The sequence below is a fragment of the Kitasatospora sp. NPDC006697 genome (genome assembly GCF_042869935.1).
GTDB lineage: Bacteria > Actinomycetota > Actinomycetes > Streptomycetales > Streptomycetaceae > Kitasatospora.
The window spans coordinates 269,541-294,276 of the sequence record NZ_JBIAGU010000004.1; the positions used below are offsets into that span (position 1 = coordinate 269,541).

Annotated in this window: 21 protein-coding genes and 1 tRNA gene; 6 read left to right on the forward strand and 16 right to left on the reverse strand. The window is 74.7% G+C overall.

Going from position 1 to position 24,736, the window contains the following annotated elements:
- Positions 1–232: 232 nt before the first annotated feature.
- The 5 genes from ACFYNO_RS08300 to ACFYNO_RS08320 all read right to left on the reverse strand — a co-directional run bounded on the left by ACFYNO_RS08300 (position 233) and on the right by ACFYNO_RS08320 (position 9,058).
- The gene (locus ACFYNO_RS08300; RefSeq protein WP_388007258.1) at positions 233–2,281 is read right to left on the reverse strand and encodes a glycosyl hydrolase family 18 protein; all 2,049 of its coding nucleotides are present in this window, start codon (positions 2,279–2,281) and stop codon (positions 233–235) included.
- A 124-nt stretch (positions 2,282–2,405) separates the two neighbouring features.
- On the reverse strand, positions 2,406–4,013 hold the full coding sequence (locus ACFYNO_RS08305) for a chitinase (protein ID WP_388007261.1): 1,608 nt from the start codon (positions 4,011–4,013) through the stop codon (positions 2,406–2,408).
- A 204-nt stretch (positions 4,014–4,217) separates the two neighbouring features.
- Complete coding sequence (locus ACFYNO_RS08310; RefSeq protein ID WP_388007264.1) at positions 4,218–6,077, reverse strand: BTAD domain-containing putative transcriptional regulator; 1,860 nt, start codon at positions 6,075–6,077, stop codon at positions 4,218–4,220.
- 211 nt (positions 6,078–6,288) lie between these two features.
- Positions 6,289–6,365, reverse strand: a tRNA-Met gene (locus ACFYNO_RS08315).
- Positions 6,366–6,433: 68 nt separating this feature from the next.
- Positions 6,434–9,058 carry a UPF0182 family protein gene (locus ACFYNO_RS08320; RefSeq protein WP_388007267.1) on the reverse strand — a complete coding sequence of 875 codons (2,625 nt, stop codon included), beginning with the start codon at positions 9,056–9,058 and terminating at the stop codon, positions 6,434–6,436.
- A 163-nt stretch (positions 9,059–9,221) separates the two neighbouring features.
- Here ACFYNO_RS08320 and ACFYNO_RS08325 point away from each other — a divergent pair, with 163 nt between their 5' ends.
- Positions 9,222–9,785 carry a PPA1309 family protein gene (locus tag ACFYNO_RS08325; protein WP_388007270.1) on the forward strand — a complete coding sequence of 188 codons (564 nt, stop codon included), beginning with the start codon at positions 9,222–9,224 and terminating at the stop codon, positions 9,783–9,785.
- Positions 9,786–9,824: 39 nt separating this feature from the next.
- Here ACFYNO_RS08325 and ACFYNO_RS08330 read toward each other — a convergent pair whose 3' ends face one another.
- From ACFYNO_RS08330 to ACFYNO_RS08345, 4 genes are all read right to left on the reverse strand, one after another.
- Entirely contained in the window at positions 9,825–10,904 is a 1,080-nt protein-coding gene (locus ACFYNO_RS08330) for a PDZ domain-containing protein (protein ID WP_388007273.1), read from the reverse strand.
- Between the two features lie 42 nt (positions 10,905–10,946).
- Positions 10,947–11,135, reverse strand: coding sequence for a hypothetical protein (locus tag ACFYNO_RS08335; RefSeq protein ID WP_388007276.1), 189 nt, complete (start codon positions 11,133–11,135; stop codon positions 10,947–10,949).
- A 157-nt stretch (positions 11,136–11,292) separates the two neighbouring features.
- On the reverse strand, positions 11,293–11,742 hold the full coding sequence (locus ACFYNO_RS08340) for a molybdenum cofactor biosynthesis protein MoaE (RefSeq protein WP_388007568.1): 450 nt from the start codon (positions 11,740–11,742) through the stop codon (positions 11,293–11,295).
- A 59-nt stretch (positions 11,743–11,801) separates the two neighbouring features.
- The gene (locus ACFYNO_RS08345) at positions 11,802–12,950 is read right to left on the reverse strand and encodes an NAD-dependent epimerase/dehydratase family protein (protein ID WP_388007279.1); all 1,149 of its coding nucleotides are present in this window, start codon (positions 12,948–12,950) and stop codon (positions 11,802–11,804) included.
- A 177-nt stretch (positions 12,951–13,127) separates the two neighbouring features.
- On the opposite strand from ACFYNO_RS08345, the gene ACFYNO_RS08350 reads away from it, so the two are divergent.
- The gene (locus ACFYNO_RS08350) at positions 13,128–14,642 is read left to right on the forward strand and encodes a zinc-dependent metalloprotease (protein WP_388007571.1); all 1,515 of its coding nucleotides are present in this window, start codon (positions 13,128–13,130) and stop codon (positions 14,640–14,642) included.
- Complete coding sequence (locus tag ACFYNO_RS08355; protein ID WP_388007282.1) at positions 14,639–15,217, forward strand: NUDIX hydrolase; 579 nt, start codon at positions 14,639–14,641, stop codon at positions 15,215–15,217. Before ACFYNO_RS08350 ends, ACFYNO_RS08355 begins: the two co-directional genes overlap by 4 nt.
- Positions 15,218–15,224: 7 nt before the next feature.
- Here the strand turns inward: ACFYNO_RS08355 and ACFYNO_RS08360 are convergent, their stop codons facing one another.
- Positions 15,225–15,794 (reverse strand): M48 family metallopeptidase, encoded by a 570-nt coding sequence (locus ACFYNO_RS08360; protein ID WP_388007285.1) that lies wholly within the window; start codon positions 15,792–15,794, stop codon positions 15,225–15,227.
- 381 nt (positions 15,795–16,175) lie between these two features.
- Here ACFYNO_RS08360 and ACFYNO_RS08365 point away from each other — a divergent pair, with 381 nt between their 5' ends.
- Together ACFYNO_RS08365 and ACFYNO_RS08370 are read left to right on the forward strand one after the other, a co-directional pair.
- Positions 16,176–17,240, forward strand: a complete 1,065-nt coding sequence (locus ACFYNO_RS08365) for a ThiF family adenylyltransferase (RefSeq protein WP_388007574.1) — start codon at positions 16,176–16,178, stop codon at positions 17,238–17,240.
- Positions 17,241–17,513: 273 nt separating this feature from the next.
- Complete coding sequence (locus ACFYNO_RS08370; protein ID WP_388007288.1) at positions 17,514–18,878, forward strand: ABC1 kinase family protein; 1,365 nt, start codon at positions 17,514–17,516, stop codon at positions 18,876–18,878.
- A gap of 106 nt (positions 18,879–18,984) precedes the next feature.
- Here the strand turns inward: ACFYNO_RS08370 and ACFYNO_RS08375 are convergent, their stop codons facing one another.
- From ACFYNO_RS08375 to ACFYNO_RS08390, 4 genes are all read right to left on the reverse strand, one after another.
- A complete protein-coding gene (locus ACFYNO_RS08375) occupies positions 18,985–19,221 on the reverse strand; it encodes a hypothetical protein (RefSeq protein WP_388007291.1) in 237 nt (78 codons plus the stop codon).
- Positions 19,222–19,367: 146 nt separating this feature from the next.
- Positions 19,368–19,739, reverse strand: a complete 372-nt coding sequence (locus ACFYNO_RS08380; protein WP_388007294.1) for a WhiB family transcriptional regulator — start codon at positions 19,737–19,739, stop codon at positions 19,368–19,370.
- Positions 19,740–19,902: 163 nt separating this feature from the next.
- Positions 19,903–20,262: a hypothetical protein gene (locus ACFYNO_RS08385; protein WP_388007297.1), complete on the reverse strand. Its 360-nt coding sequence runs from the start codon at positions 20,260–20,262 to the stop codon at positions 19,903–19,905.
- 221 nt (positions 20,263–20,483) lie between these two features.
- Positions 20,484–22,760 carry an ATP-dependent DNA helicase UvrD2 gene (locus ACFYNO_RS08390; protein ID WP_388007300.1) on the reverse strand — a complete coding sequence of 759 codons (2,277 nt, stop codon included), beginning with the start codon at positions 22,758–22,760 and terminating at the stop codon, positions 20,484–20,486.
- A 214-nt stretch (positions 22,761–22,974) separates the two neighbouring features.
- Here ACFYNO_RS08390 and ACFYNO_RS08395 point away from each other — a divergent pair, with 214 nt between their 5' ends.
- The gene (locus ACFYNO_RS08395) at positions 22,975–23,229 is read left to right on the forward strand and encodes a mycoredoxin (RefSeq protein ID WP_388007303.1); all 255 of its coding nucleotides are present in this window, start codon (positions 22,975–22,977) and stop codon (positions 23,227–23,229) included.
- 43 nt (positions 23,230–23,272) lie between these two features.
- On the opposite strand, the gene ACFYNO_RS08400 is transcribed toward ACFYNO_RS08395, so the two are convergent.
- Entirely contained in the window at positions 23,273–23,839 is a 567-nt protein-coding gene (locus ACFYNO_RS08400; RefSeq protein WP_388007306.1) for a GNAT family N-acetyltransferase, read from the reverse strand.
- 38 nt (positions 23,840–23,877) lie between these two features.
- A complete protein-coding gene (locus ACFYNO_RS08405; RefSeq protein ID WP_388007309.1) occupies positions 23,878–24,669 on the reverse strand; it encodes a GntR family transcriptional regulator in 792 nt (263 codons plus the stop codon).
- Positions 24,670–24,736: the final 67 nt, after the last annotated feature.

Consider the following 24,736-nt stretch of genomic DNA (forward strand, 5'->3'; position numbering starts at 1 on the left):
CCCATCGTCGCATCACCCGAACACCCGCGTACACCTGCCCGCGCGATTTTGGCGGGCTCGGGCCGAAGCCGGCGAGATTGCTTCAGCGCTTTGTCGATTTCCCGACACTTGCGCCTCACAAACCCCCGCCGCGCAAGTGATGGTGCGAGCGTGTGCCCATAGTACCGGAGGCGGTGCCACCGCTTATCGGTGGCACCGCCCCGTGGAGGTGGTGGTGGCAGTTCAGAGCGCCTCAGGCGACGTTGACGTCGTCCGCGTAGTAGGTGCCCTGGCCGTACCAGCCGTGCAGCCAGATGGTCACCGAGGTGACCGAGGCGCCGGTGGTGAACTTGGTGGAGAGCTGGCTCCAGCCGCTGCTGGAGGTCCAGGTGGAGGTGTCCGCGCCGGAGCCGGTCACGCCCAGGTAGACGTAGTTGCCCTGCACCCAACCGGAGAGCGTGTAGGTGGTGTTGGGCTTGACCGTGATGGTCTGCGAGCACTGCGCGTCATCGCTGGCGCTGGCAGCGCCCGCCAGGGCGTGCGAGCCGGAGTGCGCCGGGCTGCTCACCACCGAGCCCAGGTTGCCGGTGCAGGTCCACGGCGAGAGGCTGCCGCTCTCGAAGCCGCCGTTGACCACCGGGCCGCCGGACGGCGGCTGGCTGGTCGGGGGCTGCGAGGTGGGCGGCTGGGAGGTCGGCGGCTTGGAGGTCGGCGGCTGGCTGGTCGGCGGCTTGGAGGTCGGCGGCTGGCTGGTCGGCGGCTGGGAGGTGGGCGGCTGGCTGGTGGGCGGCTGCGAGGTCGGCGGCGCCGGGCAGTTGGCCGCCGAGCCGTTGGTGTCGCTCACCAGGTCGTTGAAGAGCGTGACGTTCGGGTCCAGGTCGTAGAGCGAGAAGACGAAGGACCCGCCCATGCCGTTGCAGTGCAGGTAGTCGGCCTTGGCCTGGAGCGACTGCGCGTCCTCGCCGGACCAGAAGTTGGTGCCGTCGTAGAAGTACGCGGCCTGGGCGGCCGGGTCCCAGTAGGTGTCGGCGGCGTTGTCCACGATGCCGCCGAGCTCCTTGTACATCCGCACGCCGGCCACGTTCCCGGAGTCGGCCGCGCCTGCCGCCGGGGCGCTGGCGGGCTGGAACAGCCCGTGGTTGGCGCCGGCCGCCACCCCGGTCCACCCGCGGTAGTAGAACGGCACGCCCATGTTGAGCTTGTTGGCGGGGAAGCCGCCGGCTATGCCGTACTGCGGATCACCGGCCGTCCAGGCCTTGACCGCCTCGTCGATCGAGTACTTCGACGTGCCGGGCGCCACCACGTTGGACGGGTCAGCCGGGTTGTCGTACAACGGCGACATGTGGTTGGCCGGGCCGGTGGTCTCCCAGCCGCCGTGCATGTCGTAGGTCATCGCGTCGCCGAAGGTCAGGTACTGACCGATCTTGTCGGTCTCCACGCTGGAGATCTTGTCCTGGCCGGCCGGCAGCGCCGCGGTGAGCGCGTAGCTCTTGCCGTCCGCGGTGCCCTGGGTGTTCAGCTCCGACCGGAACTCCGAGAGCAGCGCGGTGAAGTTCTGCTTGTCGGCCGTGGAGGAGTGGTTGCCGGTGTGGCCGCCGCCGCCCGGGTACTCCCAGTCGATGTCGAAGCCGTCGAAGATGCCCTTGCCGGTGCCGGTGCCGCCGTAGCCGCCCTGCGAGGGCAGGTTGCCCTTGATGAACATGTCGATGCAGGAGGAGACCAGCTTCTTGCGCGAGGCGTCGGTGGCCGCCGCGTCGGAGAAGTACTTGGAGTAGGTCCAGCCGCCGATGCTGAGCAGCACCTTGAGGTTGGGGTACTTCGCCTTCAGCTCCTGCAACTGGTGGAAGTTGCCCGCGATCGGCTGGTTCCAGGTGTCGGTGGAGTTGTCCACCGAGTTGCCGTTCGCGAAGGTCTTGCCGTAGTCGGCGAACGAGTCACCGGCCCCGTCGCCCGCGTTGGGGTTGTTCTCGTCCTGCGAGGCGGCCGAGTTGGCCTCGAAGCAGGTGAGGTTGGCCGGGTCGATGTTCTCGAAGTCGTAGATGAGGTAGTTGAGCTTGTTCGCCTCACCGTTGGTGTCCACGTTCTTCAGGTAGAACGCGTTCTGGTAGATCGACCACTGGTCGAAGTAGGCGACCTTGATGCCCCCGGAGGTGGCGGGGGCGCCGGTGGTGTTGGCGGGGGTGCTGTTCGGCGTGCCCTGCGTGGCCTGGGCGTGTGCCATGCCCAGGACCGACAGCGCGCCGCCGATGATGAGCCCGGCCGCTGAGGTCAGCGCCCAGGCCGATCGGCTGCTTCTGCGCATTCGGTTCACTTCTCTCTGGTGTGGGGGTGAGAGACGCTCGGAACGAATGGAGCTGGTGAGCTGGTCGAGCTGGTGGTACTGGTGGTGCTGGTGGTGCGTCAGGAGTGGGGAGCCCCTGGATCGGTCACGGCATGGCGTGCAGGTGGCCGCCGACCGAAGTCGCGATGGAGTTGCCGTTGCTGGCATCCCAGTTGGTGGACCAGGTCATCGCACCGCCGATGCCGGGCCACTTGGTGGCGGGCTTGAAGCTGCCGCAGTTGGTGCCGCTCGCCAGGCAGTCCAGGGCCGCGTTCACCACGCTCGGCGAGACGTAGCCGCCGCCCGCCGCGCTGCCGGAGGCCGGCACGCCGAGGCCGACCTGGCTCGGCGCCAGGCCGCCCTGGAGCTGGATGCAGGCCAGCGCGGTGAGGAAGTTCTCGGTGCCCTCGGAGTAGACGTTGCCGTCGCAGCCGTTCATCGAACCCGAGTTGTAGTACTGCATGTTGACGATGGTCAGGATGTCCTTGGTGGCCAGTGCCAACTTGAAGTACTCCATGCCGGTGGACTGCATGTCGATGGTCTGCGGGGCCATGGTGAGCACGAAGCCGCTGCCGACCTTGGCCGCCAGGGAGTGCAGCGCCTGGGCCATGTAGGTGGAGTTGACGCCGTTCTCCAGGTCGATGTCGATGCCGTCGAACCCGTAGCTCTGGATGATCGAGTAGGCGCTGTTGGCGAAGTTGGCCGCGGAGGTGGCGTCGCTCACCGAGATGGTGCCGTTCTGGCCGCCGACCGAGACGATCACCTTCTTGCCGGCCGCGTGCTTGGCGGCGATGTCGGCCTTGAACTGGGCGTCGGTGTAGCCGCCCAGCTTGCTCGACAGGGTGCTGTCCAGGCTGAAGCCGATCGCGCCCGGCGTGCCGGTGGCGTTCGCGAAGGCCACCGCGATGATGTCGTAGGCCGGGTTGACGTCACTGATCCGCTGGTCGGTGGCGCCGTTGTCGAAGTCCTGCCAGTAGCCGGTCAGCAGGTGCTTGCCGGTGGGCGGCGGGGAGGTCGGGGGCTGGCTGGTCGGCGGCTGCGACGTCGGCGGCTGGGAGGTCGGCGGCTTCGAGGTGGGCGGCTGGGAGGTCGGGGGCTGCGAGGTGGGCGGCTGGCTGGTCGGCGGCTGGGTGGTGGGGCCGCCGCTCGGGGCCGGGCCGCTGAGCACCAGGTCGTCCGCCTCGTACGCGCCGGTGCCGTACCAGCCGTGCAGGTAGACCGTCACGCTGGTGGTGCTCGCACCGGTGGTGAAGCTGGTGGAGAGCTGGTTCCAGCTGGAGTTGGTGCTCCAGGTCGACCCGTCGGTGGAGCCGGTGCCGCTGTCGCCCAGGTAGACGTAGTTGCCCTGGACCCAGGCGCTCAGCGTGTAGGTCGAGTTGGGCAGCACGGCCACCTGCTGGGTGCACTGCGCGTCGTCGGCGCCGGCCGGCGTCGCCTGCAGCGCGTAACTGCCGCTGTGCACCGGGCTGGTGACCGCGGTGCCGGAGTTCGACGTACAGCTCCAGCCGGCCAGGCCGCCGCTCTCGAAGCCGGGGTTCTGCAGGAGGTTGGCGGCGACGGCCGCGTCGGCGTCGCTGCCGGCGGTCAGCAGCACGGCGCCGCTCACCGCGACGGCGAAGGCCGCGGTGCCCGCGACTGCCGTGCGCAGCCCGTGCCGGGCCGGTCTGCGGGGTCCCTCGGGGCTGCGCTGGGTGTGACGGATCGCTCGATCCACGGGGAGTCAGCTCCTTGATCAGCGGATGCGGATGTGGGGGACAGGGAGCATCGGGGGGAGGCGCCGAGCCTGTTCGCGGCAGGCCGGGCCGGACTCAGAGTGGACTAGACCAAATAACCGGTCAAGGGGTGCTGCCTGCGCCGATCGGCGCCGGTGCCGGGCCGGTCCCCCGCCCCTGCGGGCGGCCTGCCGGGCCCGACCGGATCAGCGCCGGTCAGCGGCCTCGGGCCGGTCCGGCTCCGGTTCCCGGCGGCATCCGGATTCCACCCCGATTCCATCCGCCGTCCGTCCGTGCAGCGCGGTCAGCGGGTGCAGCCGGGGCCGCCCGTCCGGGCCGGGCTGCAGCAGGCCGTGCTCGATCAGCAGGTCGAGCCGGTCCCCGGGCAGTGCGGCCAGCAGCTCGGCGGCCGCCTCCGGGGCCAGCCGGCTCGCCCCGCGCAGCGCGGCCAGCGCCGCCGGACCGCCCGGCAGCCGGCCCAGCCGGCCCTCGGCCGAGGCCAGCGCCTGCGCCACTCCCCCGCCGCCGAAGGCGAGTTCGGCCAGCCGCCGGTCCTCGTCGGCCAGCCGGGCGGCCAGCGCGGCCAGCCCGCTGCCCGGGCGCACGGCGGCCCGCGCGGCGGCCGCCCGCAGCGCCAGCGGCAGGCCCGCGCAGGCGGCCAGCACCTGCGCCTCCTCGGCACCGCGTTCCGCGCCGGCCAGCCGCCGCCACAGCCGCCGGGAGTCGGCCGGCCCCAGGTGGTCCAGCACCACGGTGCGGGCGCCCGGCAGCCCCGGCAGCCGCCCCCGGCCGGTGGCCAGCACCGCACAGCTCGGCGATCCGGGCAGCAGCGCGGCGAGTTGGGCCGCGTCCGCCGCGTCGTCCAGCACCAGCAGCAGCCGGCGCCCCGAACTGACCGACCGCAGCAGCGCGGCCCGGCGCTCCGGCTCGGCGGGCAGCGCCTCCCGGTCCACGCCGAGGTCGGTGAGCAGCCGCCCGAGCAGTTCGCCCACCTCGCCGGGCCGCCCGTCCGGCTCGTGCAGCGCGGCGTACAGCTGCCCGTCCGGGAACCGCTCGCGCAGCCGGTGCGCGGCGTGCACGGCGAGCGCGCTCTTGCCCACCCCGGGCGGCCCGCTGACCAGCACCAGCGGCACCGCGCCGATCCGCCGCCCGGTGCCGCCCAGGGTCCGGGTGATCACCCGCAGTTCGGCCGAGCGCCCGGTGAAGTCCGCCAGGTCGGTGGGCAGTTGCGCGGGCCGGCAGACCAGCCGCAGCGGCCCGGGCGACCGCCCGGCGGCCAGCTCCAGCCCCGGGTCGGCGCGCAGGATGCGCTGCTGCAGCTCGACCAGGTCCCGGGCCGGCTCCAGGCCCTGACTGGCGATCAGCAGCTGCCTGGTCTGCGCGAAGACGGCCAGCGCCTCACCCTGCCGCCCGGCCCGGTGCAGCGCCAGCATCAGCAGCCCGCGCAGCCGCTGCCGGCCCGGGTGGGCCGCCGCCAGCAGCCCCAGCTCGGCCACCACCTCGTGGTGCCGGCCCAGTTGCAGCGCCAGTTCGAACCGCTCCTCCAGCGCGGCCATCCGCAGCTCGCCGAGCCGCCCGCGGTGCAGCGCGGCGAACGGCCCGGGCAGGCCGTCCAGTCCCGCGCCGCGCCAGAGTGCCAGCGCCCCGTCCAGCACGGCCAGCGCCCGCTCCGGCTCGCCGGCCGCCCGGTGCGCCCGGGCCCGCTGCCGGGCCGCCTCGAACTCGTGCAGGTCGAGGTCGCCCGGGCCGGCCTCCAGCCGGTAGCCGGTGCCCCGGGTGGCGAGCAGGCCGTTCAGGGTGCGGCGCGGCCGGTCCGGCTCCAGCACCTGGCGCAGCCGGGAGACGTAGGTGGCCACCAGGCTCGGGGTGGTCTCGACCGCCTTGGCGCCCCAGACCGCCTGCATGATCTGCTCCCGGGCCACCGGCTCGCCGGCGTTCAGCAGCAGCACCGCGAGCACCGCGCGCTGCATCGGCGGCCCCGCGTCCAGCGCCCGGCCGGCCCGGCGGACCACCAGCGGCCCGAGCAGCTCGTAGCGGAGCGGCCCGGCCGCCCGCTCCGACTCCATGCCGGCCTCCCCTCCGTCCCGCGGCGACCTGCCGGGCTGGAGCACACGGTGGACTAGACCAGCAGTGGCGTCAACAAGCACCGGCACGATTCTTGTCCGGGACGGGTCAGTCCGGTAGGGGCGCAAGGGACGGACCAGGGTGGGCCGGCGGAACGGGCCCGGGCAGCGGAAAAGCCGAAGGCCCGGAGGTGAACCTCCGGGCCTTCGGCCGTGGTAGCGGGGACAGGATTTGAACCTGCGACCTCTGGGTTATGAGCCCAGCGAGCTACCGAGCTGCTCCACCCCGCGTCGTTGTGTGACAACCTTAGCACGGCCGCGCGGGGGTCCATGACCAACTCCGTCCGCAGGGCCGCAGCTCAGCGGCCCTGGGGTGGCGGCGGCCCGCCGTTCTCGGCCGCGGTGGCCGCGTCCAGCGCGGCCCGCAGCGCCTGCTCGGCCCGGGCGTACCCGGCCCGGTCCCCCGCCGCGAACGCGTCCTGGCTCTGCGCGTAGGCCGTCCGCAGGTCGTCCAGCGCCTTGCGCAGCGCCGGGTCGCCGCCCGGCGGCGGGGCGGCCGGCGAGCCGGCGAGAGCGCTGTCCAGCGCGCCCGGCAGGTCCGCCGCGACGGCCACCGGACCCGTGCCGTACACCGCCAGCACCTTGCGCAGCACCGGGGAGCGGTCCCCGGGCCCGGTCGTGTACACCGGCTCGACCGCCAGGAACCCGCCGCCCACCGGCAGGGTCAGCAGGCTGCCGTAGGCCACCGCGGCGCCGTCCTGGTGCTGCCGGTTCAGCCAGCCGGCCACCGCCGGGTCCGCCGTGAACGCCGCCTGCTCCTGTCCCGGACCGAGCGCCCCGGAGCCGTCCGCGGGCCGCAGCAGCCGCAGCGCGCCGTAGTCCGGGCCCGGCTCGGAGTCCACCGCCAGGTAGGCGGCCAGGTCGCCCCGCCCGGCGGCCACCAGGGTGCCGGTCAGCGAGAAGGCGGCGGCCGGGGCGCCGGGCATCCGCACGGTCAGGTAGGCGGGCGGCTGCGGGCCCGTGCCGCCGGCCGGGTCCGGCGGCACCTGCCAGCGGTCCGTGCCGGCGGCGAAGGCGGCCGGATCGGTCACGTGGTAGGCGCCCAGCAGCTCCCGCTGCGCCTCGAACAGGTCCCGCGGGTAGCGCAGGTGCGCCAGCAGCCCGGCGGGGATGGCGGCCCGCGGCTCGACGGTGCCGGGGAAGGCCTTCATCCAGGTCCGCAGCACCGGGTCCTGCTCGTCCCACTGGTAGAGCACCACCGCGCCGGTGTAGGCGTCCACGGTCGCCTTGACCGCGTCGCGGACGTAGTTCACCGCGGCGCCGCCGCCCAGCGCGGTGCGGGAGGAGAACGGGTAGTCGTCCGAGGTGGTGTAGCCGTCCAGCACCCAGAGCAGCCGGCCGCCGACCGTCACCGGGTACGGGTCGGAGTCCAGGGTCAGCCAGGGCGCGGCCTTCGCCACCCGCTGCGCCGGGGTGCGGTCGTAGAGCACCCGGGAGCCGCCGCCGACCGAGCCGGTGGAGAGGAACCGCGGCTCGCCGAACCGCACCGCGAAGGCCGCCCGGACCAGCGGGCCGTCCAGCGCCACCCCGCTGCCGCCCCGGTAGCGGTAGCCGGGGGCGTAGTCGGCCTCCCCGCCGCCGCCGACCACCGCGTAGCCGGTGGTCCGCTCGCCGTAGTAGACCCGCTGCTCGAAGCCGGCGCCGGCGCCGTCCGGCGGCTGCGCGGACTCGGTGACGGCCGGCTGCCCGGAGGCGTCCGCCGGGCCCGAGCCCGCGGCGTCCGCCACACCGTAGTCGTGGGTGTCCCGCAGGTGCTCGGCGGTCCAGCCCGGCCCGGCCGGGTCCGGGTCGGCCGGCGGGCCGCCCGCCGGGCCGGACAGCGGGACCGCCGCGACGGTCCGGGCGTCCGGCGCCGCGGGCGCGGGCCCGGCGGCCGTCACCCCGGCCAGGCCGTAGGCCTGCCGGGTCGCCTCGATGTTCTGCCGCAGGTAGGGCGCCTCCTTGGCCTGCTCGTGCGGCGCGACCTCGAGCTGCTGCACGATCGCCGGGTAGAGCCCGCCGACCAGCACCGCCGAGAGCAGCATCAGGCCGAAGCCGAGCATCGCCGGCAGCCAGGTCCGCCGCACCGGCGTGAGCAGGAAGAGGACGGCGCAGATCACCGCCGCGCAGCAGAGCACGGTGTCGGCCGGCAGGTGGGCCCGGGCGTCCGTGAAGCGCAGCCCGGTGTACCCCGCGATCCCGTGCCAGCTGGCGCCGCGCACCGCCAGCGCGTACCGGTCCAGCCAGTAGGATGCCGCCTCGAGCAGCACGAACCCGCCCATCAGCACCGCCAGGTGGCCCTGCGCCCCGGTGCCGACCCGCCGCCCGGGCCCTTGCAGCCGCAGCCCGCCGTACAGGTAGTGCACCAGCACCGCGGCGAGCGCCGAGACCACCAGCAGGCCGAACCCGAAGTCGACCAGGAACCGGTACCAGGGCAGGTCGAAGGCGTAGAAGGAGACGTCCCGGTGGAACTGGCCGTCCCGGACGCCGAACGGGGTGGCGTGCCGCCAGAGCAGCCACTGCCGCCACTGCCCGGCCGCCGCCGCGCCGCCCGCCGCCCCGGTCAGCAGCGCGCCGACCGCCAGCAGCCGCCGGCGCACCGGCGCCAGCCGGGCCCGGCAGCGGTCCAGGCCGCGCTGCTCCGGCGACATCGCGGCCAGCGGCGGGCGCAGCCGGTGGGCCAGCCAGCCGTTCAGCACGGTGGCGGCCGCCATCAGCAGGCCGAACCCAGCGAACAGCCCGGCCTCGGCCTTCAGCCGGGTGCCGAAGACCGAGCCGTAGCCGACCGAGCGGTACCAGAGCCACTCCGTCCACCCGCCGGCCAGCACCGCGCACCCGGCCAGCAGCACCAGCGCCCCGGCCGCCGCCGCCACCAGCCGCCGGCTCCACCGCCGGCCCCGGACCCGGTACGCCGGACCCTCGCGCTCGGGCATCTGGAAGACCACGGTGGCACCTCATGCTGTTGTGGGGACTCGTGCTGCGGGGAAAGCGACCCGTAGCAACATAAACCGTCCCGGGGACGGCGGATCGCGCCCCCGGCCCTCCCCGCCCGGCCGCTCCCCCGCCGCTGCGCGGCTCCCGGGCCACGGCCGTGTGAGGATTGGGGGCATGTCCGATGTCAGCTTCACGCCCGACGGCTCCGGCACCCTGCCGGCCGCCACTCCGCTCACCCGCGCCGCCCTGGAGATCGACGAGTACGTCTCCGGCCTCGGCTGGGACCGGCCCGCCCGCCTCTTCGCCCTGGTCGACAGCGCCGAGCTGCGCCGCACCGATCCCGCGGTGGCCCGGCAGCTGGGGCTGGACGCGTCCCAGGACGGCGAGCTGACCCCGGTCGAGCAGGAGGAGCTGCCGGCCGGCACGGCGCTGGACGAGTTCCTGGGCACCATCGCCTGGCCGTCCTCGGTGGCCGGCTGCGCCCTGGTGGTGGAGCGGCTGATGCTCCCGCCGGGTGCCGAGAAGAGCCGCCCGGCCGGCGCCACCGAGGCGCAGCTGACGGAGTGGGTGGCGAACCACCCGGCCCGCCAGGAGGTCCGGATCACCGCCGCCGTGCTGCGCGACGGCAAGCGGGAGACGGCGCTGCGGCTGCGCGAGAAGGACCTGGCGCGCGAGGTGCTGACCGGCCCGGACCTGGTGCCGGGACTGACCAAGGCGCTGCTGGCCACCTTCTCCTGACGCCCCGTCGGGCCCCTGCTCCGGGGGCCCGACGCCCCGTCAGCGCGGGCAGGCGGGCAGCTGGGCGTCCTGGCCGGCCCGGACCTGCTCCAGCGCCTTCAGCGCCTGGTCCAGCGTGTCCACCTTGATCAGCCGCAGCCCGGCCGGGGTGTTCCTGCTCGCCTCGGTGCAGTTGTCGCTGGGGGTGAAGAAGTAGCGGGCGCCGGCGTCCCGGGCCGCGATCACCTTCATCGCGATGCCGCCGATCGGGCCGACGTTGCCCTTGTCGTCGATGGTGCCGGTGCCGGCCACGAACTTGCCGGCGGTCAGGTCGGTCGGGGTCAGCTTGTCCACGATGCCGAGCGCGAACATCAGGCCGGCGCTCGGGCCGCCGACGTCCTGCAGCCCGATGTCGATCTTGAACGGGTAGTTGTGCCCCGGCGCCGCGACCACGCCGACCATCGCCTTGCCGGTCTCCGGCGACTTGGTGGTGGTGACGGTCACCTTGGACTCGTCCGAGGGCTTCACGTTCAGCTCGTCCTGGCTGTGCGGGACGACCGTGAAGACCACGTCCTCGCCCGGCTTGTGCGCCTGGACCAGCGGGGCCACCTGGTTCGGGTCGGTCACCTCGGTGCCGTCCACCGCGACGATCCGGTCGCCCGCGTGCAGCTTGCCCTCGCTCGGCCCGCCGGCCACCACCTCGGAGATCTGCACCTCGTTGCCGACCGGGATGCCGAGCTGGGTGAGCGCCGCGGTCTTGGCGCTGTCCTGCGAGGAGGCGAACTCCTCGGCGTTCTGCTGCTCGGACTGCTGCTCGGTCTGGCCCTTGGGGTAGAGGATGTCGTGCTGCACCACGAGCTGGTCGTCGCGCAGCCAACCGACCACCACCGAGAGCAGGCTCGGCTGGTAGTCCGCGCCGGTGACCTGCACCGTCGTCATGTTCAGGTGGCCGCTGGTGGGATAGGTCGGGGTACCCGAGATCGAGATCACCGGGGTGCCCGCCTTGTCCTGCGCCCCGAGCGTGTTGTACGTCGGCCCGGGGCTCAGCTGGCTGTACGGCACCTTCAGGACCACCGAGACACAGAGCAGCGCTATGAGCATCAGCGTGGCGGCGAGCATCGTCGCGGAGCGGCGTGGCATGGCACGACAGTACGGGACCTCGCCGGGGGCGCGCCCGCCGGGTCAGCGCCCCTGGTGGTCCGGGACCCGGTGGCTGCCGGTGCTGCGCTCCATCGCCGCCAGGAAGCGCTGGTGCTCGGCGAGTGAGTCACCGTCACCGGTCGCCTTGGGCGGACGGGCGGCCCAGGCCGCCCAGAGCACGGCCAGCACTCCCGCCCCGACAGGGATCCCCAACCAGGCCAGCACTCCCATGACGTCCTCCCAGCTCGTCGTGCCTATCAGCACATTAACCGGCCGGACGGAGAACGGCCCTGGAGCCATCCGGGTTACGGCGGGCCGGGGCCTGCCACCCGGTGGGCGCATTCGTGTGCCCGGTCGGGCGCCGGGGGTGGGCCGAACGGGGCCCCGGTCAGCAGGAGCCGGTGCCGACCCACTCCTCCTCGCCGTCGGTGAAGATCTGGTGCTTCCAGATCGGCACCTCGTGCTTGAGGTCGTCGATCAGCTTGCGGGCGGCCGCGAAGGCCTCCGCCCGGTGCGGGCAGGAGACCGCGACGATCACCGCGGAGTCGGTGATCTCCAGCCGGCCGATCCGGTGCACGGCGGCCAGCGCCCGGACCGGGTAGTCGGCGACCACCTTCTCGGCGATCCGGCGCATCTCCTGCTCGGCGCTCGGGTGGCAGCTGTACTCCAGCGCGGCGACCGGCTTGCCGCCGTCGTGGTCGCGGACCGTGCCGACGAAGATCGCGGTGCCGCCGGCCGCGTCGTCGCCCACCGCGGCGTACACCTCGTCGAGCGAGAGCGGGGTGTCGCGGACCGCGAGCAGGCGGATGGGGTCGTGGTTCTCGGACATGCTCCCCATCATCGGCCACCGGCCGCCCGGGGCGGCAATTGTGGTTCCGTACAACCCCGCCCGCGCCGTCAGTAACGGCGGCGCTTGCGGGCCCGGCGGACCAGCGCGGCCGTGCCGACCAGGGCGACCGTGGCGCCGGCCGCGCCCAGGCTGGTCGCCGCCTCCTTGCCGCCCAGCCGCCGGCCGGCCACCGCGTGCTTGCCGGCCACCTGGGCCAGCAGCTCGGCCAGCACCTCCTCGTTGGAGTAGCGCGGCCGCCAGCCCGCCTCGTGCAGCCGGCTGCCGGAGACCACCCACGGGTACATGGTGTACGCCAGGTCGCCGGCCGGGGCCGGGGTCAGGCCGAGCCGGTGCAGCCGGGCCGCGGTGCCCAGGGCCAGCGAGGCGGGCAGCTCCATCCGGCGGATGGAGGAGAGCGCCTCCACCTCCTCCTGCTCCAGCCAGCCGTCGCAGCCCACCGCCAGCTCGCCCTCCACCAGCCCGAGCGCCGCGTACTCCAGCGCGCTCGCCAGGTCGTCCAGGTGGCAGAACTGCCAGCACGGCCGGGAGCCGGCCACCACCAGCAGCCGGGGCGCCTCGAAGTGCCGGGTGAGCACGGTGTCCACACCCGGGCCGACCAGCACCGCCGGGCGCACCACCGTCACCTGCAGGCCCGGGTGGGCCCGCGGCGCCCGGTGCGCCAGCCGCTCGATCTCCAGCAGGTCGCCGACCAGGCTGGCCTCCTCGGTGGCCCGCAGCTCGGCGTCCTCGGCCAGCGGCACCTCGTTGTCGGGCAGCGCGCCGTAGACCATCGCCGAGGTGCAGAGCACCACCCGGTGCACCCCGGCCGCGGCGGCGGCCGTCACCACGGTCTGCGCCCCGCGCACGTTGTAGGCGCTGCGCACCCGGGGGTCGGACTCCATGCCCAGGTCCATCGCCAGGTGCACCACCACGTCGACCCCGCGGAGCCGTTCGGCCACCGCCGGATCCCGCACGTCCAGCACCCGCCACTGCACCCCGGCGGCCTCGCCGCGCCGGTCGTCGATCGCCAGGACCTTGCGCACCCCGGGCGAGTCGACCAGCCGGGCGGCGACCCGGCCGCCCAGCACTCCGGCGGCGCCGGTGACTGCTACGGTGAGCGGCCGTCCGCCGTAGGCTGGGTGCGCGGACCCAGGGGCCACCTGGGCCTCCTCGCCTCCGGTCAGCCCAGAGCGAACGTCCGAAGGCGGGGAACTCACCGGCGATCCTCCACGGTTAGCTTATGTGCGTACGTACGAGTGTCACGCACCGTCCATCCTGCCCGAGGAGAGGCCCCGGCGGTGCACCCGGCGCGGGCGAGCCCGCCGCCCCTCCGACCGCAACCTGCTTTCCCGCCACAGCACCCGCGCGTGACGGCCGACCAGATCGAGGACCCAGTGAGCGACCTCCCCTTCGGATTCGGTGTCCCGCCCGAGGAGCCCGAGGAGGGCAAGGACAAGGGCGGCGAGCAGAAGAACGAGAAGCAGAACGAGCCCGACAAGCCCGCTGAGCAGTCGCCGTTCGGCTTCGGCGGCGGCAACCCGTTCGGCGCGCTCTTCGGTGCGGGCGGCCCCGGCGGCCCGGGTGGCTCCGGTGACAACCCGTTCGCCGCGATGATGGGCGGCCTGGACCCCAACGACCTGGGCGCCGCCTTCCAGCAGCTCGGCCAGATGCTCTCCTTCGACGGCGGGCCGGTCAACTGGCAGCTGGCCAAGGACATCGCCCGGCAGACCGTGGTCGCCGAGCAGCCGGAGGGCCGGAGCAAGGACCGCTCGGTCTCGGCCGTCGAGCGCTCGGCGGTCGAGGAGTCGGTGCGGCTGGCCGAGCTCTGGCTGGACTCGGCGACCGAGTTCCCGTCCTCCTCGGCCAGCGCGGTCGCCTGGAGCCGCGCCGAGTGGATCGAGGCCACCCTGCCGGTCTGGCAGGAGCTGGTCGACCCGGTGGCCGAGCGGGTCGGCAACGCCATGGGCGGCGTGCTGCCCGAGGAGATGCAGGCGATGGCCGGACCGCTGATGGGCGTGATGCGCTCGATGGGCGGTGCGATGTTCGGCACCCAGATCGGGCAGGCGCTCGGCGCGCTGGCCGCCGAGGTGCTGGGCTCCACCGACGTCGGCCTGCCGCTGGCGCCGGCCGGCAAGGCCGCGCTGCTGCCGCAGAACATCGCCGAGTTCGGCGAGGGCCTGAACGTGCCGGCCGAGGAGGTGCGGCTCTACCTGGCCCTGCGCGAGGCGGCCCACCAGCGGCTCTTCGCCCACGTGCCGTGGCTGCGGGCGCACCTGTTCGGCGCCGTCGAGGCCTACGCCCGGGGCATCACGGTGGACTCCTCCCGGATGGAGGAGATGATGGGCCGGCTCGACCTGGAGAACCCCGAGGCGCTGCAGGAGGCGCTGGGCAACGGGCTGCTGCAGCCCGAGGACACCCCCGCGCAGAAGGCCGCGCTGGCCCGGCTGGAGACCGCGCTGGCGCTGGTCGAGGGCTGGGTGGACGCGGTGGTGCACGCCGCGGCCGAGCCGCACCTGCCGCAGTCCTCCGCGCTGCGCGAGACGCTGCGCCGGCGCCGGGCCACCGGTGGGCCGGCCGAGCAGACCTTCGCCACCCTGGTCGGCCTGGAGCTGCGGCCGCGCCGGCTGCGGGACGCCTCGCGGCTGTGGGCCTCGCTGGCCGACGCCCGCGGGGTGGAGGGCCGGGACGCGCTCTGGGAGCACCCGGACATGCTGCCGACCGCCGCCGACCTGGACGACCCGGACGGCTTCGTGCACCGCGGCAGCGGCGAGGCACTGGAGGGCGGGCTGGACTTCGACGCGATCGACCGGCTGCTCGGCGAGGCGGCGGGCCAGGGCCGGGACGGCGAGGGCACCGGCGACGGCAAGGGCACCGGCGACGACGAGGGCAAGGACGAGCCGAAGCAGTGAGCACCCTGCACGCCGACGCCACCGCCGCGCTGACCGGCTGGTCGCCCGCCGACCCCGGTCAGCGGGCGCTGCGCGAGGAGTACCTGGCGCACCTGGCCGAGCGGCCGGACGGGCTCTTCAAGGCCTGTCTGCCCGCGCACATCACCGCCAGCGCCCTGGTGGTGGACCCGGCCGGCGGCCGGGTGCTGCTGACCCTGCACCCCAAGGTCGGGCGGTGGCTGCAGCTGGGCGGGCACTGCGAGCCGGGCGACGCCACGCTGGGCGCGGCCGCGCTGCGCGAGGCCACCGAGGAGTCGGGGATCGCCGGGCTGGCGCTGCTCGGCGCCGGCGGGGCCGGGGCGGGCGCGCCGGTGCCGGTCAAGCTGGACCGGCACGAGGTGCGCTGCACCGGCAAGGACCGGCCGGCCAACGTCCACCTGGACGTGCAGTACCTGGCGCTGGCGCCGGCCGGGGCGGTCGAGGAGATCAGCGAGGAGTCGCTGGACCTGCGCTGGTTCGGCTGGGACGCACTGCCGGAGCCGACCGACGACTCGGTGCGGCGGCTGGTCGGGCTGGCCCGCGAGCTGGTGGGCTGACGGAGCCTCAGCCGCAGACCTCGGGCTCTGCGGCGGGGCCGACCGACGGGCCGGCGCCGCGGGCGCCGGGGATGTGCGGCAGCCGGGCGGCCGAGGCGACGCCCTCCAGGTAGCCGCGGGCCCGCTCGGTGCGCGGGTAGGCCTCGAGCAGGGCCCAGAACCGCGGGCCGTGGTCGGGCACCAGCAGGTGGGCCAGCTCGTGCAGCAGCACGTAGTCCAGCACGTAGTCGGGCATGCCCTGGAGGCGGTGCGAGAGCCGGATCGAGCGCTCGCTGGGGGTGCAGGAGCCCCAGCGGGAGTTCTGGTTGGTGACCCAGCGGACCTGGCCCGGGCGGGCCCGGCCGCCGAGGTACTCGGCGGAGAGCCGGCGGGCCCGCTCGGCCAGCGCGTCGTCGCCGAGGGTTCGGCGGCTCTCCTGGGCGGCCAGCCGGTCGAGCATCTGGGCCACCCAGCGCTGCTCCTCGGCGAAGGACATCCTGGCCGGGATCAGCACGATCGTGCGGTCGCCCTCGCGGTAGGCGGAGACGGTGCGGCTGCGGCGGGCGCTGCGGCGGACCTCGACCTGGGGGTGCTCCACGGGCGGGGGGCCGCTGTGCGGCTCCGCCTCGCCCGCCGGGTGCGGCCGGCCCGGCCGCCCGCGCGAACCGGGCGTCGCGACCCGCGACCCGGCTGCTGCCCGGGCGCGCCGAGGCGACGCCGAGGGCTGGGAGTCCCGTTCGGCTGCCATGGCACACGACGTTACCCGGTGGCGCCGACAGAAGTCCGCTGCCCCGGCCGAAATTGTTCGACGGCCGAACCGGATCGCGGCCACCGGTGGCCGGCGGTCGGATCATCATCCCCAGCCTGTGGACAACTTCTTCGACACGGAACCGCAGCTCGCGCAGGATTGTCTCACTCAGCGCAGTCAGTCGATTCCGGAGTGGAGTTGCCCATGCGTCCCCCGTCTCCCGCGCGTCCGATGCGCCCGGTGCTCAAGCCCGCCCTCTCCCGCACCTGGCGGGACCAGGAGACGCTGCGGTTCGGCACCCTGCCGGACCGGGCCCAGCTGGTCGGCCGGGCCGATGAGCGGTTCTGCGCCTTCCTCGGCCTGCTGGACGGCGAGCGGGACACCGCCGCCGTCACCGCGGCGGCGGGCGAGCTGGGGCTGGACGCCGGGGCGGTCGCGCAGACCCTGCGGTCGATGGCCGAGACCGGGCTGCTGGACGACGCCCGGGCGGTGGACGAGGCGCTCGGTGCCCTGCCCGCCGGCCGCCGGGAGCTGCTGGGGCCGGATCTGGCCTCGCTCTCGCTGCTCCATCCCGGGCCCGGCCAGGGCGCCGGGGCGCTGGCCCGGCGGGCCGGGCGGCGGGTGGAGGTGCGCGGGGCCGGGCGGGTCGGCGCGGCGCTGGCCGGCACCCTGGCGGCGGCCGGGGTGGGCGCGGTGTCGGTGCTGGACCAGGGGCGGGTGGCGGCCCGGGACTGCGCGCCGGGCGGGCTGCCGGCCCATGAGATCGGGCGGCCCCGGGCGGCGGCGGCCCGGGAGGCGGTGCGGCGGGCGGCCGGTCCCGGCCCCGAGGGCGGCGGCGAGCCGGGCGGCCCGCCCGACCTGGTGGTCTTCGCGCCCCGGGACGGCAGCGGGGCGTACGCCGGTTCGGCCGACGCGGCCCGGGAGCTGATGCGCGCCGGGGTGCCGCACCTCTACGTCGGGGTGGTGGAGCACCTGGGGGTGGTGGGACCGCTGGTGCTGCCGGGGGCCTCGGCCTGCGGCGGCTGCTTCGGGCTCAGCCGCACCGAGCGGGACGAGGGCTGGCCCCGGCTGCTGGCCCAGCTGGCCGGCGAGGGGCCGGGCCGGGCGGGCGAGCCGGCCTGCGACGGTGCGCTGGCCGCGACGGTGGCGGGGCTGGCCGGCCTGCACGCCCTGCTGCTGCTCGACGGGGTGCGGCCGCCGAGCGTGGACGGCTGGTGCGAGGTCTCCGCGGCCGACGGCATGGTGCGCCGGCTGCGGCTGCCGCCGCACCTGGAGTGCGGGTGCTTCTGGCGCTGACCGACCGCTGCCCGACCACTGCTCGACCGCTGCTCGACCGCTGCTCGACCGTTGATCGAGCACTGACCGGCCGGGCCGCGGGCCGCGTCGCGGACCGGGCCGCCCAGCCGCTGCGGCCGCGGTCGGCGGTCCGGCCGCCGGGCCCCGGCCGGGCCCGCGCGGAGAACGGGCACAATGGCCTAGTGGCCGCCGTCCCCAGCACCGGGGCGGGCCCGCTTGAGGGGTACCGGCAGTCCCTGGACACCGCCAGGGCAGCACGATTGGGAGGCCCGGGTGAGCGATCTTCCGCGCAAGGCTATGACCCGCACGGCACGGCTCGCCGCCCTGCCGCTGGGCATCGCGGGCCGGGCCACCCTGGGCCTGGGCAAGCGGATCGGCGGGCGGTCCGCCGAGGCCGTCACCGCCGAGCTCCAGCAGGCCACCGCCGACCAGCTCTTCAAGGTGCTCGGGGAGCTGAAGGGCGGCGCGATGAAGTTCGGACAGGTGCTGTCCGTCTTCGAGGCCGCGCTGCCGGAGGAGGTGGCCGGGCCCTACCGGGCCGCCCTGACGAAGCTTCAGGACGCGGCCCCGCCGATGCCCGCGGCCAGCGTGCACGCCGCGCTCGCCGAGCGGCTCGGCAAGGACTGGCGGTCCAGCTTCCGCAGCTTCGACGACCGGCCGGCCGCGGCCGCCTCGATCGGCCAGGTGCACCGGGCGGTCTGGCAGGACGGCCGGGAGGTCGCGGTCAAGGTGCAGTACCCGGGCGCGGGGGACGCGCTCCTCTCCGACCTGGGCCAGCTGAGCCGGGTGGCCTGGCTGGTCGGGCCGCTGATCCCGGGCCTGGACATCAAGCCGCTGATCACCGAGCTGCGCAACCGGGTCACCGAGGAGCTGGACTACGCGCTGGAGGCCGAGGCCCAGCGGGTGCACGCGGAGGAGTTCGCCGCCGATCCGGACATCGTGGTGCCGGCCGTGGTGGCCCAGGCCGACCAGGTGCTGGTCACCGAGTGGCTGGGCGGCACCCCGCTGGCCGAGGTGATCTCCGGCGGCAGCCAGGCCGAGCGGGACCGGGCCGGGCACCTGCTGGCCCGCTTCCTGTTCGCCGGCCCGGCCCGCACCGGGCTGCTGCACGCCGACCCGCACCCGGGCAACTTCCGGCTGCTGAAGGACGACGGGCCGGCCGGGGGCTGGCGGCTGGGCGTGATGGACTTCGGCACCGTGGACCGGCTGCCCGGCGGCCTGCCCCGGCCGATCGGCGACTCGCTGCGGATGGCCCTGGGCGGCGACGCGGTGGGCGTGCTGGACATGCTGCGGGCCGAGGGCTTCGTCAAGCCCGCCATCGAGCTGGACCCGGACGCGGTGCTGGACTACCTGCGACCGATCATCGAGCCGGCCGCGGTGGACCGGTTCCACTTCACCCGGGCCTGGATGCGCTCCCAGGCGGCCCGGATCGCCGATCCCCGCTCCCCCGCCTACAACCTGGGCAAGCAGCTCAACCTGCCGCCCTACTACCTGCTGATCCACCGGGTCACCCTGAGCACCATCGGGGTGCTCTGCCAGCTCGGCGCCCAGGCCCCGTTCCGGGCCGAGATGCTGGACTGGCTGCCGGGCTTCGCCGAGCCGGAGCAGGCGCCGGCGGCGGAGCCGGCCGCCGACTGACCGCAGGGCGGGCCGCGGAAAAACGCCGGTGCCCCGGCCACCCACTCCGGTGGGGTGGCCGGGGCACCGGCGTTCGCGTTGCCGTGCGGGGGCTGCGACCCGGAGGTCAGAGCACCGCCGTGGCGAGCGCCTTGCGCGCCCGCCAGGTGGCCCGCTCCGCCTTCCGGCGGAGCTTGGCGACCCGCTGCGCCGCGAGTGCGACGCGTTGGTCCTCCGCCTCCTGCAGGCGTTCCTGCATATGGGCGCGGGCCAGGTTTTCGTTCATGAGATGCATCTCGTGCGTCCTGTTCTGGAAGTCGGTGTGCTTGTCGGCGCGGGCGCTGGGCCCTGCGGTGATCGCCATGTCGTGGTCCTGCTCGTGGTGCGTGGTCGGGTAGGGCTGCTGGGCTGCCGCGTCTGCCTGGGCATGGGCGATGCGGACGGAGTGGCGCAATGCGCCGGCCGCCGGGGGGCAATCCCGGTTGGCCGCTGCTGCTCGCGGTGCGGGGTTCACGCCATGACCTCGGTCTTGCGCGGACGGCCACGGGGCCGCTTCCGGGCCACCACGACGCCCTGGACGAACAGCTCGCCGCCCCAGACCCCCCACGGCTCACGCCGGTCGAGGGCGCCGGCCAGGCAGGCGTCCTTGACGGGGCAGGTGCCGCAGAGCGACTTCGCGTACTCCACGTCGGCTGGGGTCTCCGCGAAGAAGACCTCCGGGTCGAAGGAGCGGCAGGGGATGGCGGTGCCGAGGTTGTCGGCGTCCTCGATCGAGGTGAGCTGCATGAGAGAGCCTTCCGGAGGAGGGAGGGGTACGAGCGCGGCCGGGGTCGGCGTTGTCGGCGGTACGGACGGGAGGTGCGGTGTGATGACCGTGGACACGGGTGGCGTCTTCCTCGTCTTGTGTTCTGGTTCCGGTCCAGCTGACTGGTGGGCTGGACCGGAGGCCCCGGAGGGCCTGCGATGGGTCGTACCGGACAAACAAGAAGGGCCGCGGATCCCGGTGACGGGTTCCGCGGCCCTGGAAAGCCGACCTGAGGCGTGCTCAGGTTCGCTCTCTCCAGGGTTCAGGCCCGCGGAAGGCCCGGCTCCGGATGGCCGCAGCGCCGATAAAGGCGGCTTCGGCCAGGTGGTTCAGCTGCTCGTCCTGCTGCTCGGTTACGGCACCGATGACCTGCAGATAGGCGCCATGCTTGGCCGCCGCCCCCAGGGCCTTCGGTGCCTCGGTCGGTCGGACATCGCGCATGCCGCGCGAGGAATCGACGGAGACCGCTCCCCAGCCGAAGGACAGACCGAGACCGTTGTCCAGACCGAGGGCACCGGCAAGCGAGACTCCACCCGTCAGCAGGGCGGAGGGACGCAGGGAAGCGGCAACAGCGGTCTGGCCAGTCAGTTTGGTGATCATCGTCGTGGTTCCCACTGTCTTCGCCTCCTCTCGGCGTCTCGCGGTGCCCAGTCCCCCGGGCTCCGGTGTTCGGATGTCTGTCGGTCCCGCTGCCCCGCCGGGGCGGGGGTCAAGCAGTTCATGCAGGGGAAAGCCTGGTCAGGAAGGTTCCCGAGTGGCTTCGCGGTCTCGTCCCCTTGACCGCTCCGGCAGGCTATTGCGCTTCGTGCACAGCGCGCAAACTATTTTTCCGGCGAGTTTCCGGACTCATCCTCAACGAGGTCCTCGACGACCTCCGCCGAGGGGTCGTCCGGCTCAGCGGCCCGTCCCACCTCGGGGTCTTCCCCCGAGCACAACGAGAGCACGTCCGACCCGTACTTGTCCAGCTTCAGCGCACCGACCCCGGAGATCCGGGACAGATCCGCAACACTCGTGGGCGCGTCCTCGGCGATCGCCATCAGGGTCGCGTCGGTGAAGACCACATAGGCCGGCACCGCCTGCTCCTTGGCCCGCCTGGAGCGCCACTCGCGCAGCCGCTCGTACAGCCCCTCGTCCATCGTCGAGGGGCAGTCCTCGCAGCGGCGCAGCTTGCGCTCCACCGCCTCGGTCAGGGTCCGGTCGCAGACCCGGCACTTGACCGGCCCGCGCGGCGCCCGCCGTCCGGCCGACCGCTCCGCCGCGCCGGCCCCGGCGCGCCCGGCCGACCCGCCGACCGCGGAGCCCGGCCGCAGCCCGTCCAGGAAGCGGCTCGGCTTGCGGCCGGCCCGCCCGCCCGGCGAGCGGGAGAGCGCCCAGGACAGGCTCAGGTGGGCCCGGGCCCGGGTCACCCCGACGTAGAGCAGCCGGCGCTCCTCCTCCAGTTGCTCGTCGGTCTTGGCGTAGATGATCGGCAGCATGCCCTCGGTCAGGCCGACCAGGAAGACCGCGTCCCACTCCAGGCCCTTGGCGGCGTGCAGCGAGGCCAGCGTGACGCCCTCGACGGCGGGGGCGTGCTGGGCGGCGGCCCGGGCGTCCAGCTCGGCCACGTAGGCGGCCAGGTCGGCCGGCTCGCCGGCCGCCCGGCTGCCCGCCTCGAACTCCTCGGCCAGCCGGACCAGCGCGGCCAGCGACTCCCAGCGCTCGCGCACCGCCCCGGAGCCGGCCGGCGGCACCGGGGTGAAGCCCCGGCTGGCCAGCACCGCCCGGACCTGGGCGGCCAGGTCGGGCGCGCCGTCGGTCAGCGGATCGTCGCCGGCCCGGGCGGCGCCGCGCAGCAGCAGCCCGGCCTCGCGCACCTCGGGCCGCTCGAAGAACCGCTCGGCGCCCTTCAGCTGGTAGGAGATCCCGAGGTCGGCCAGCGCCTGCTCGTAGACCTCGGACTGGCTGTTGGTGCGGAACAGCACCGCGATCTCGCTGGCCCGCACCCCCTCCGCCAGCAGCTCGCGGATCCGGTGCGCGGTGGCCTCGGCCTCGGCCGGCTCGTCCGGGTGCTCCAGGTAGACCGGATCGGGACCGGCCTCGCGCTGCGAGACCAGCTCCAGCCGGTGCCGGGCGGCCTCGCCGCGGGCCTGCGCCAGCAGCCCGTTGGCCAGGTGCACCACCTGCGGGGTGGAGCGGTAGTCGCGGACCAGCTTGACCACGGTGGCGTCCGGGTGCCGGGTGCGGAAGTTCAGCAAGTAGTCCGGGGTGGCGCCGGTGAAGGAGTAGATGGTCTGGCTGGCGTCGCCGACCACGCAGAGGCTGGCGCCGCTGCCGCCGCCGGTCCACTGGTCGAGCAGGCGCTGCTGCAGCGGCGAGACGTCCTGGTACTCGTCCACCGTGAAGTGGCGGTACTGGCCGCGGACCCGCTCGGCGATCTCCGGGCGGTCCTCCAGGATCGCGGCGGTGAGCAGCAGCACGTCCTCGAAGTCGATCACGTTGCGGTCGCGCTTGGTCTGCTCGTAGGTCGCGTAGACCCGGGCGATCTCGGCCGGGTCGCGCGGCGCCTCGCGGCCGGCCTTGGCGACCGCGACCGGGTAGTCGTCCGGCACGATCTGGGTGACCTTGGCCCACTCGACCTCGCTGGTCAGGTCGCGCAGCTCGGTGCGCTGCACCCGCAGGCCGCAGCGCCCGGCCGCCTCGGCGACCAGCTGCACCTTGCGCTCCAGCAGCCGGGGCACCTCGCCGCCGACCGCCCGGGGCCAGAAGTACTGCAGCTGGCGCAGCGCGGCCGAGTGGAAGGTGCGGGCCTGCACCCCGTCGGCGCCGAGCTGGCGCAGCCGCCCGCGCATCTCCCCCGCCGCCCGGGCGGTGAAGGTGACGGCGAGCACCTGCTGGGGCTGGAAGACCCCGGTCCGCACCCCGTAGGCGATCCGGTGGGTGATCGCCCGGGTCTTGCCGGTGCCGGCGCCGGCCAGCACGCAGACCGGGCCCTGCAACGCGGTGGCCACCGCCCGCTGTTCCGGGTCGAGGCCCGCCAGCACGGCGTCCGGGTCGGCCGGGCGGGCGCCGTAGCCGCCCCGGCCGTCGTCGATCATCAGTGCTTCCTGCATGGGCTCCATCCTCTCAGCCCGCCGGACCGGACCGGCCGGACCGACCGACCCGCTGCCCCCATCCTGGCAGCCCGGACGGACACTCCGTCGCCGGTTGTCCACAGGTCCGGTACGACGATCGGACGACCCGCCCGGCCGCCCCGCGAGCCCCGGGAATCGTTCCGGCCACCGCGCGCGTTCACCGGAGGCAACGACCCGCCCACCCCGCGAAGGAGCCCCCTCGATGTCCGGCAGCGTCACGATGTACAGCACCACCTGGTGCGGCTACTGCACCCGTCTCAAGGGCCAGCTGTCCCGGGAGGGCATCGGCTACCAGGAGATCAACATCGAGCACGACCCGGCCTCCGCGCAGTTCGTCGAGTCGGTGAACGACGGCAACCAGACCGTCCCGACCGTCGTGGTGGTCGGCACCAGCGGCGCCGAGACGGTGATGACCAACCCGAGCCTGGCCCAGGTCAAGAACGCGCTCGCGGCCTGACCCCGCGCCCCGCTCCCGCCCCCGGCCCGCGCCGGGGGCGGTGTCATGCCCGCACGGGCGCGCGCAGCGAGTACACCGCCTTGTCGCGCGGCCCCTCGGCGAAGGCCATCGCCCCCGGCAGCACCCCGTCCAGGGTGAAGCCCAGCCGCTCGGCCAGGGCCCGGCTGCGCAGGTTGTCGGCGGCGGTGCCGAGCAGCACCCGGCCCAGCCGCAGCGGCCCGAAGGCCTCGGCCAGCAGCACCTCGGCGGCCCGCCGGACCAGTCCGCGCCCCTCGTGCGCGCCGTCCACCCAATAGCCCAGCTCGCCGGTGGCCGCGGCCCGGTCGATCCGCAGCCCGAGCGAGCCGGCCACCGCCCAGGCGCCGTCCGCCCCGGGCACGGCTATCGCCACCGGCAGCTGACGGCCCGCCAGCCACTCCTGGCCGGACAGCGCGAGGAAGGCCCGGGTGTGCTCCAGCCGCGGCGGCTCGGCCGCCCAGGGCTCCCAGCGGGCGAACCGCGGCTGGTTGGCGACCAGCGCCGCGTGGTAGGGCTCGGCCATCGCCGCGGTGCGCGGGACCAGCACGGCCCCGCCGTGCAGCGGGCGGGTGAAGAGGAATCCGTTGGACACGCACCACGCCTACCCGCCCGCGGCGCGCGCAGTCAAGATCACGGATCCCGCCCGTCCAGCTCGCCCAGACCGTAGACCAGCCGGCAGCGGTCGGCCGAGTACCTGGTCTCGATCACCCGCACCGGCCCGCGCAGGTCGTAGGTGACCCGGGTCTGCACCAGCAGCGGCACCCCGGGGCCGCCCTGGAACCACTGCGCCTCCTCCGGCCCCGGCATCCGGGCCACCAGCAGGTCCACCGCGCCCACCTCGACCCGGCCCAGCTCGGCCAGCACCGCCTCGTCGCCGCCGGGCACCGGGTCGGGCTCCATCAGCGCCGTGCCCGCCGCCACCCCGGCCCGGTAGTGGCTCTCCTCGATCGAGTAGGGCTCCCGGTCCAGCAGCCGCAGCTGCCGCCGGACCACCACGGCCTCGCCGGGCCGCATGCCCAGCCGCTCCGCCACGTCCACCCGGGCCCGGACGATCAGCATCTCGAACTCCGCGGTGAGCCGGCGCCCGGCCTGGTCGGCCTCGGCCAGGTAGACCGCGCTGGGCGCCGCCAGGCCGTCCCCGCGCTGGCTGGGCAGCAGCGGCCCGAAGGCCCGGTGGTCCAGCACCGGGTGCTCGCGCAGGAAGGTGCCCTTGCCCTGCAGCCGGACCAGCCGCCCCTCGTTGACCAGCACGTCCACCGCGAGCCGCACGGTGTTGCGGGCCACTCCGTACTGCTGTTCCAGCTCGGTCTCGACCGGCAGCGCGCTGCCGTCGCGCCACTCGCCCTCGCCGATCCGGCGGCGCAGGTCCGCGGCCAGCCGCTGGTACTTCGGGGACGGCACGCCGCCGCTGGAGATGGTCACTCTGGAAATGTAGCGAGCGCCCTGACGGCCTTTCGGCTAAACCGGCCAGAATTGGCCACGGCTCCCC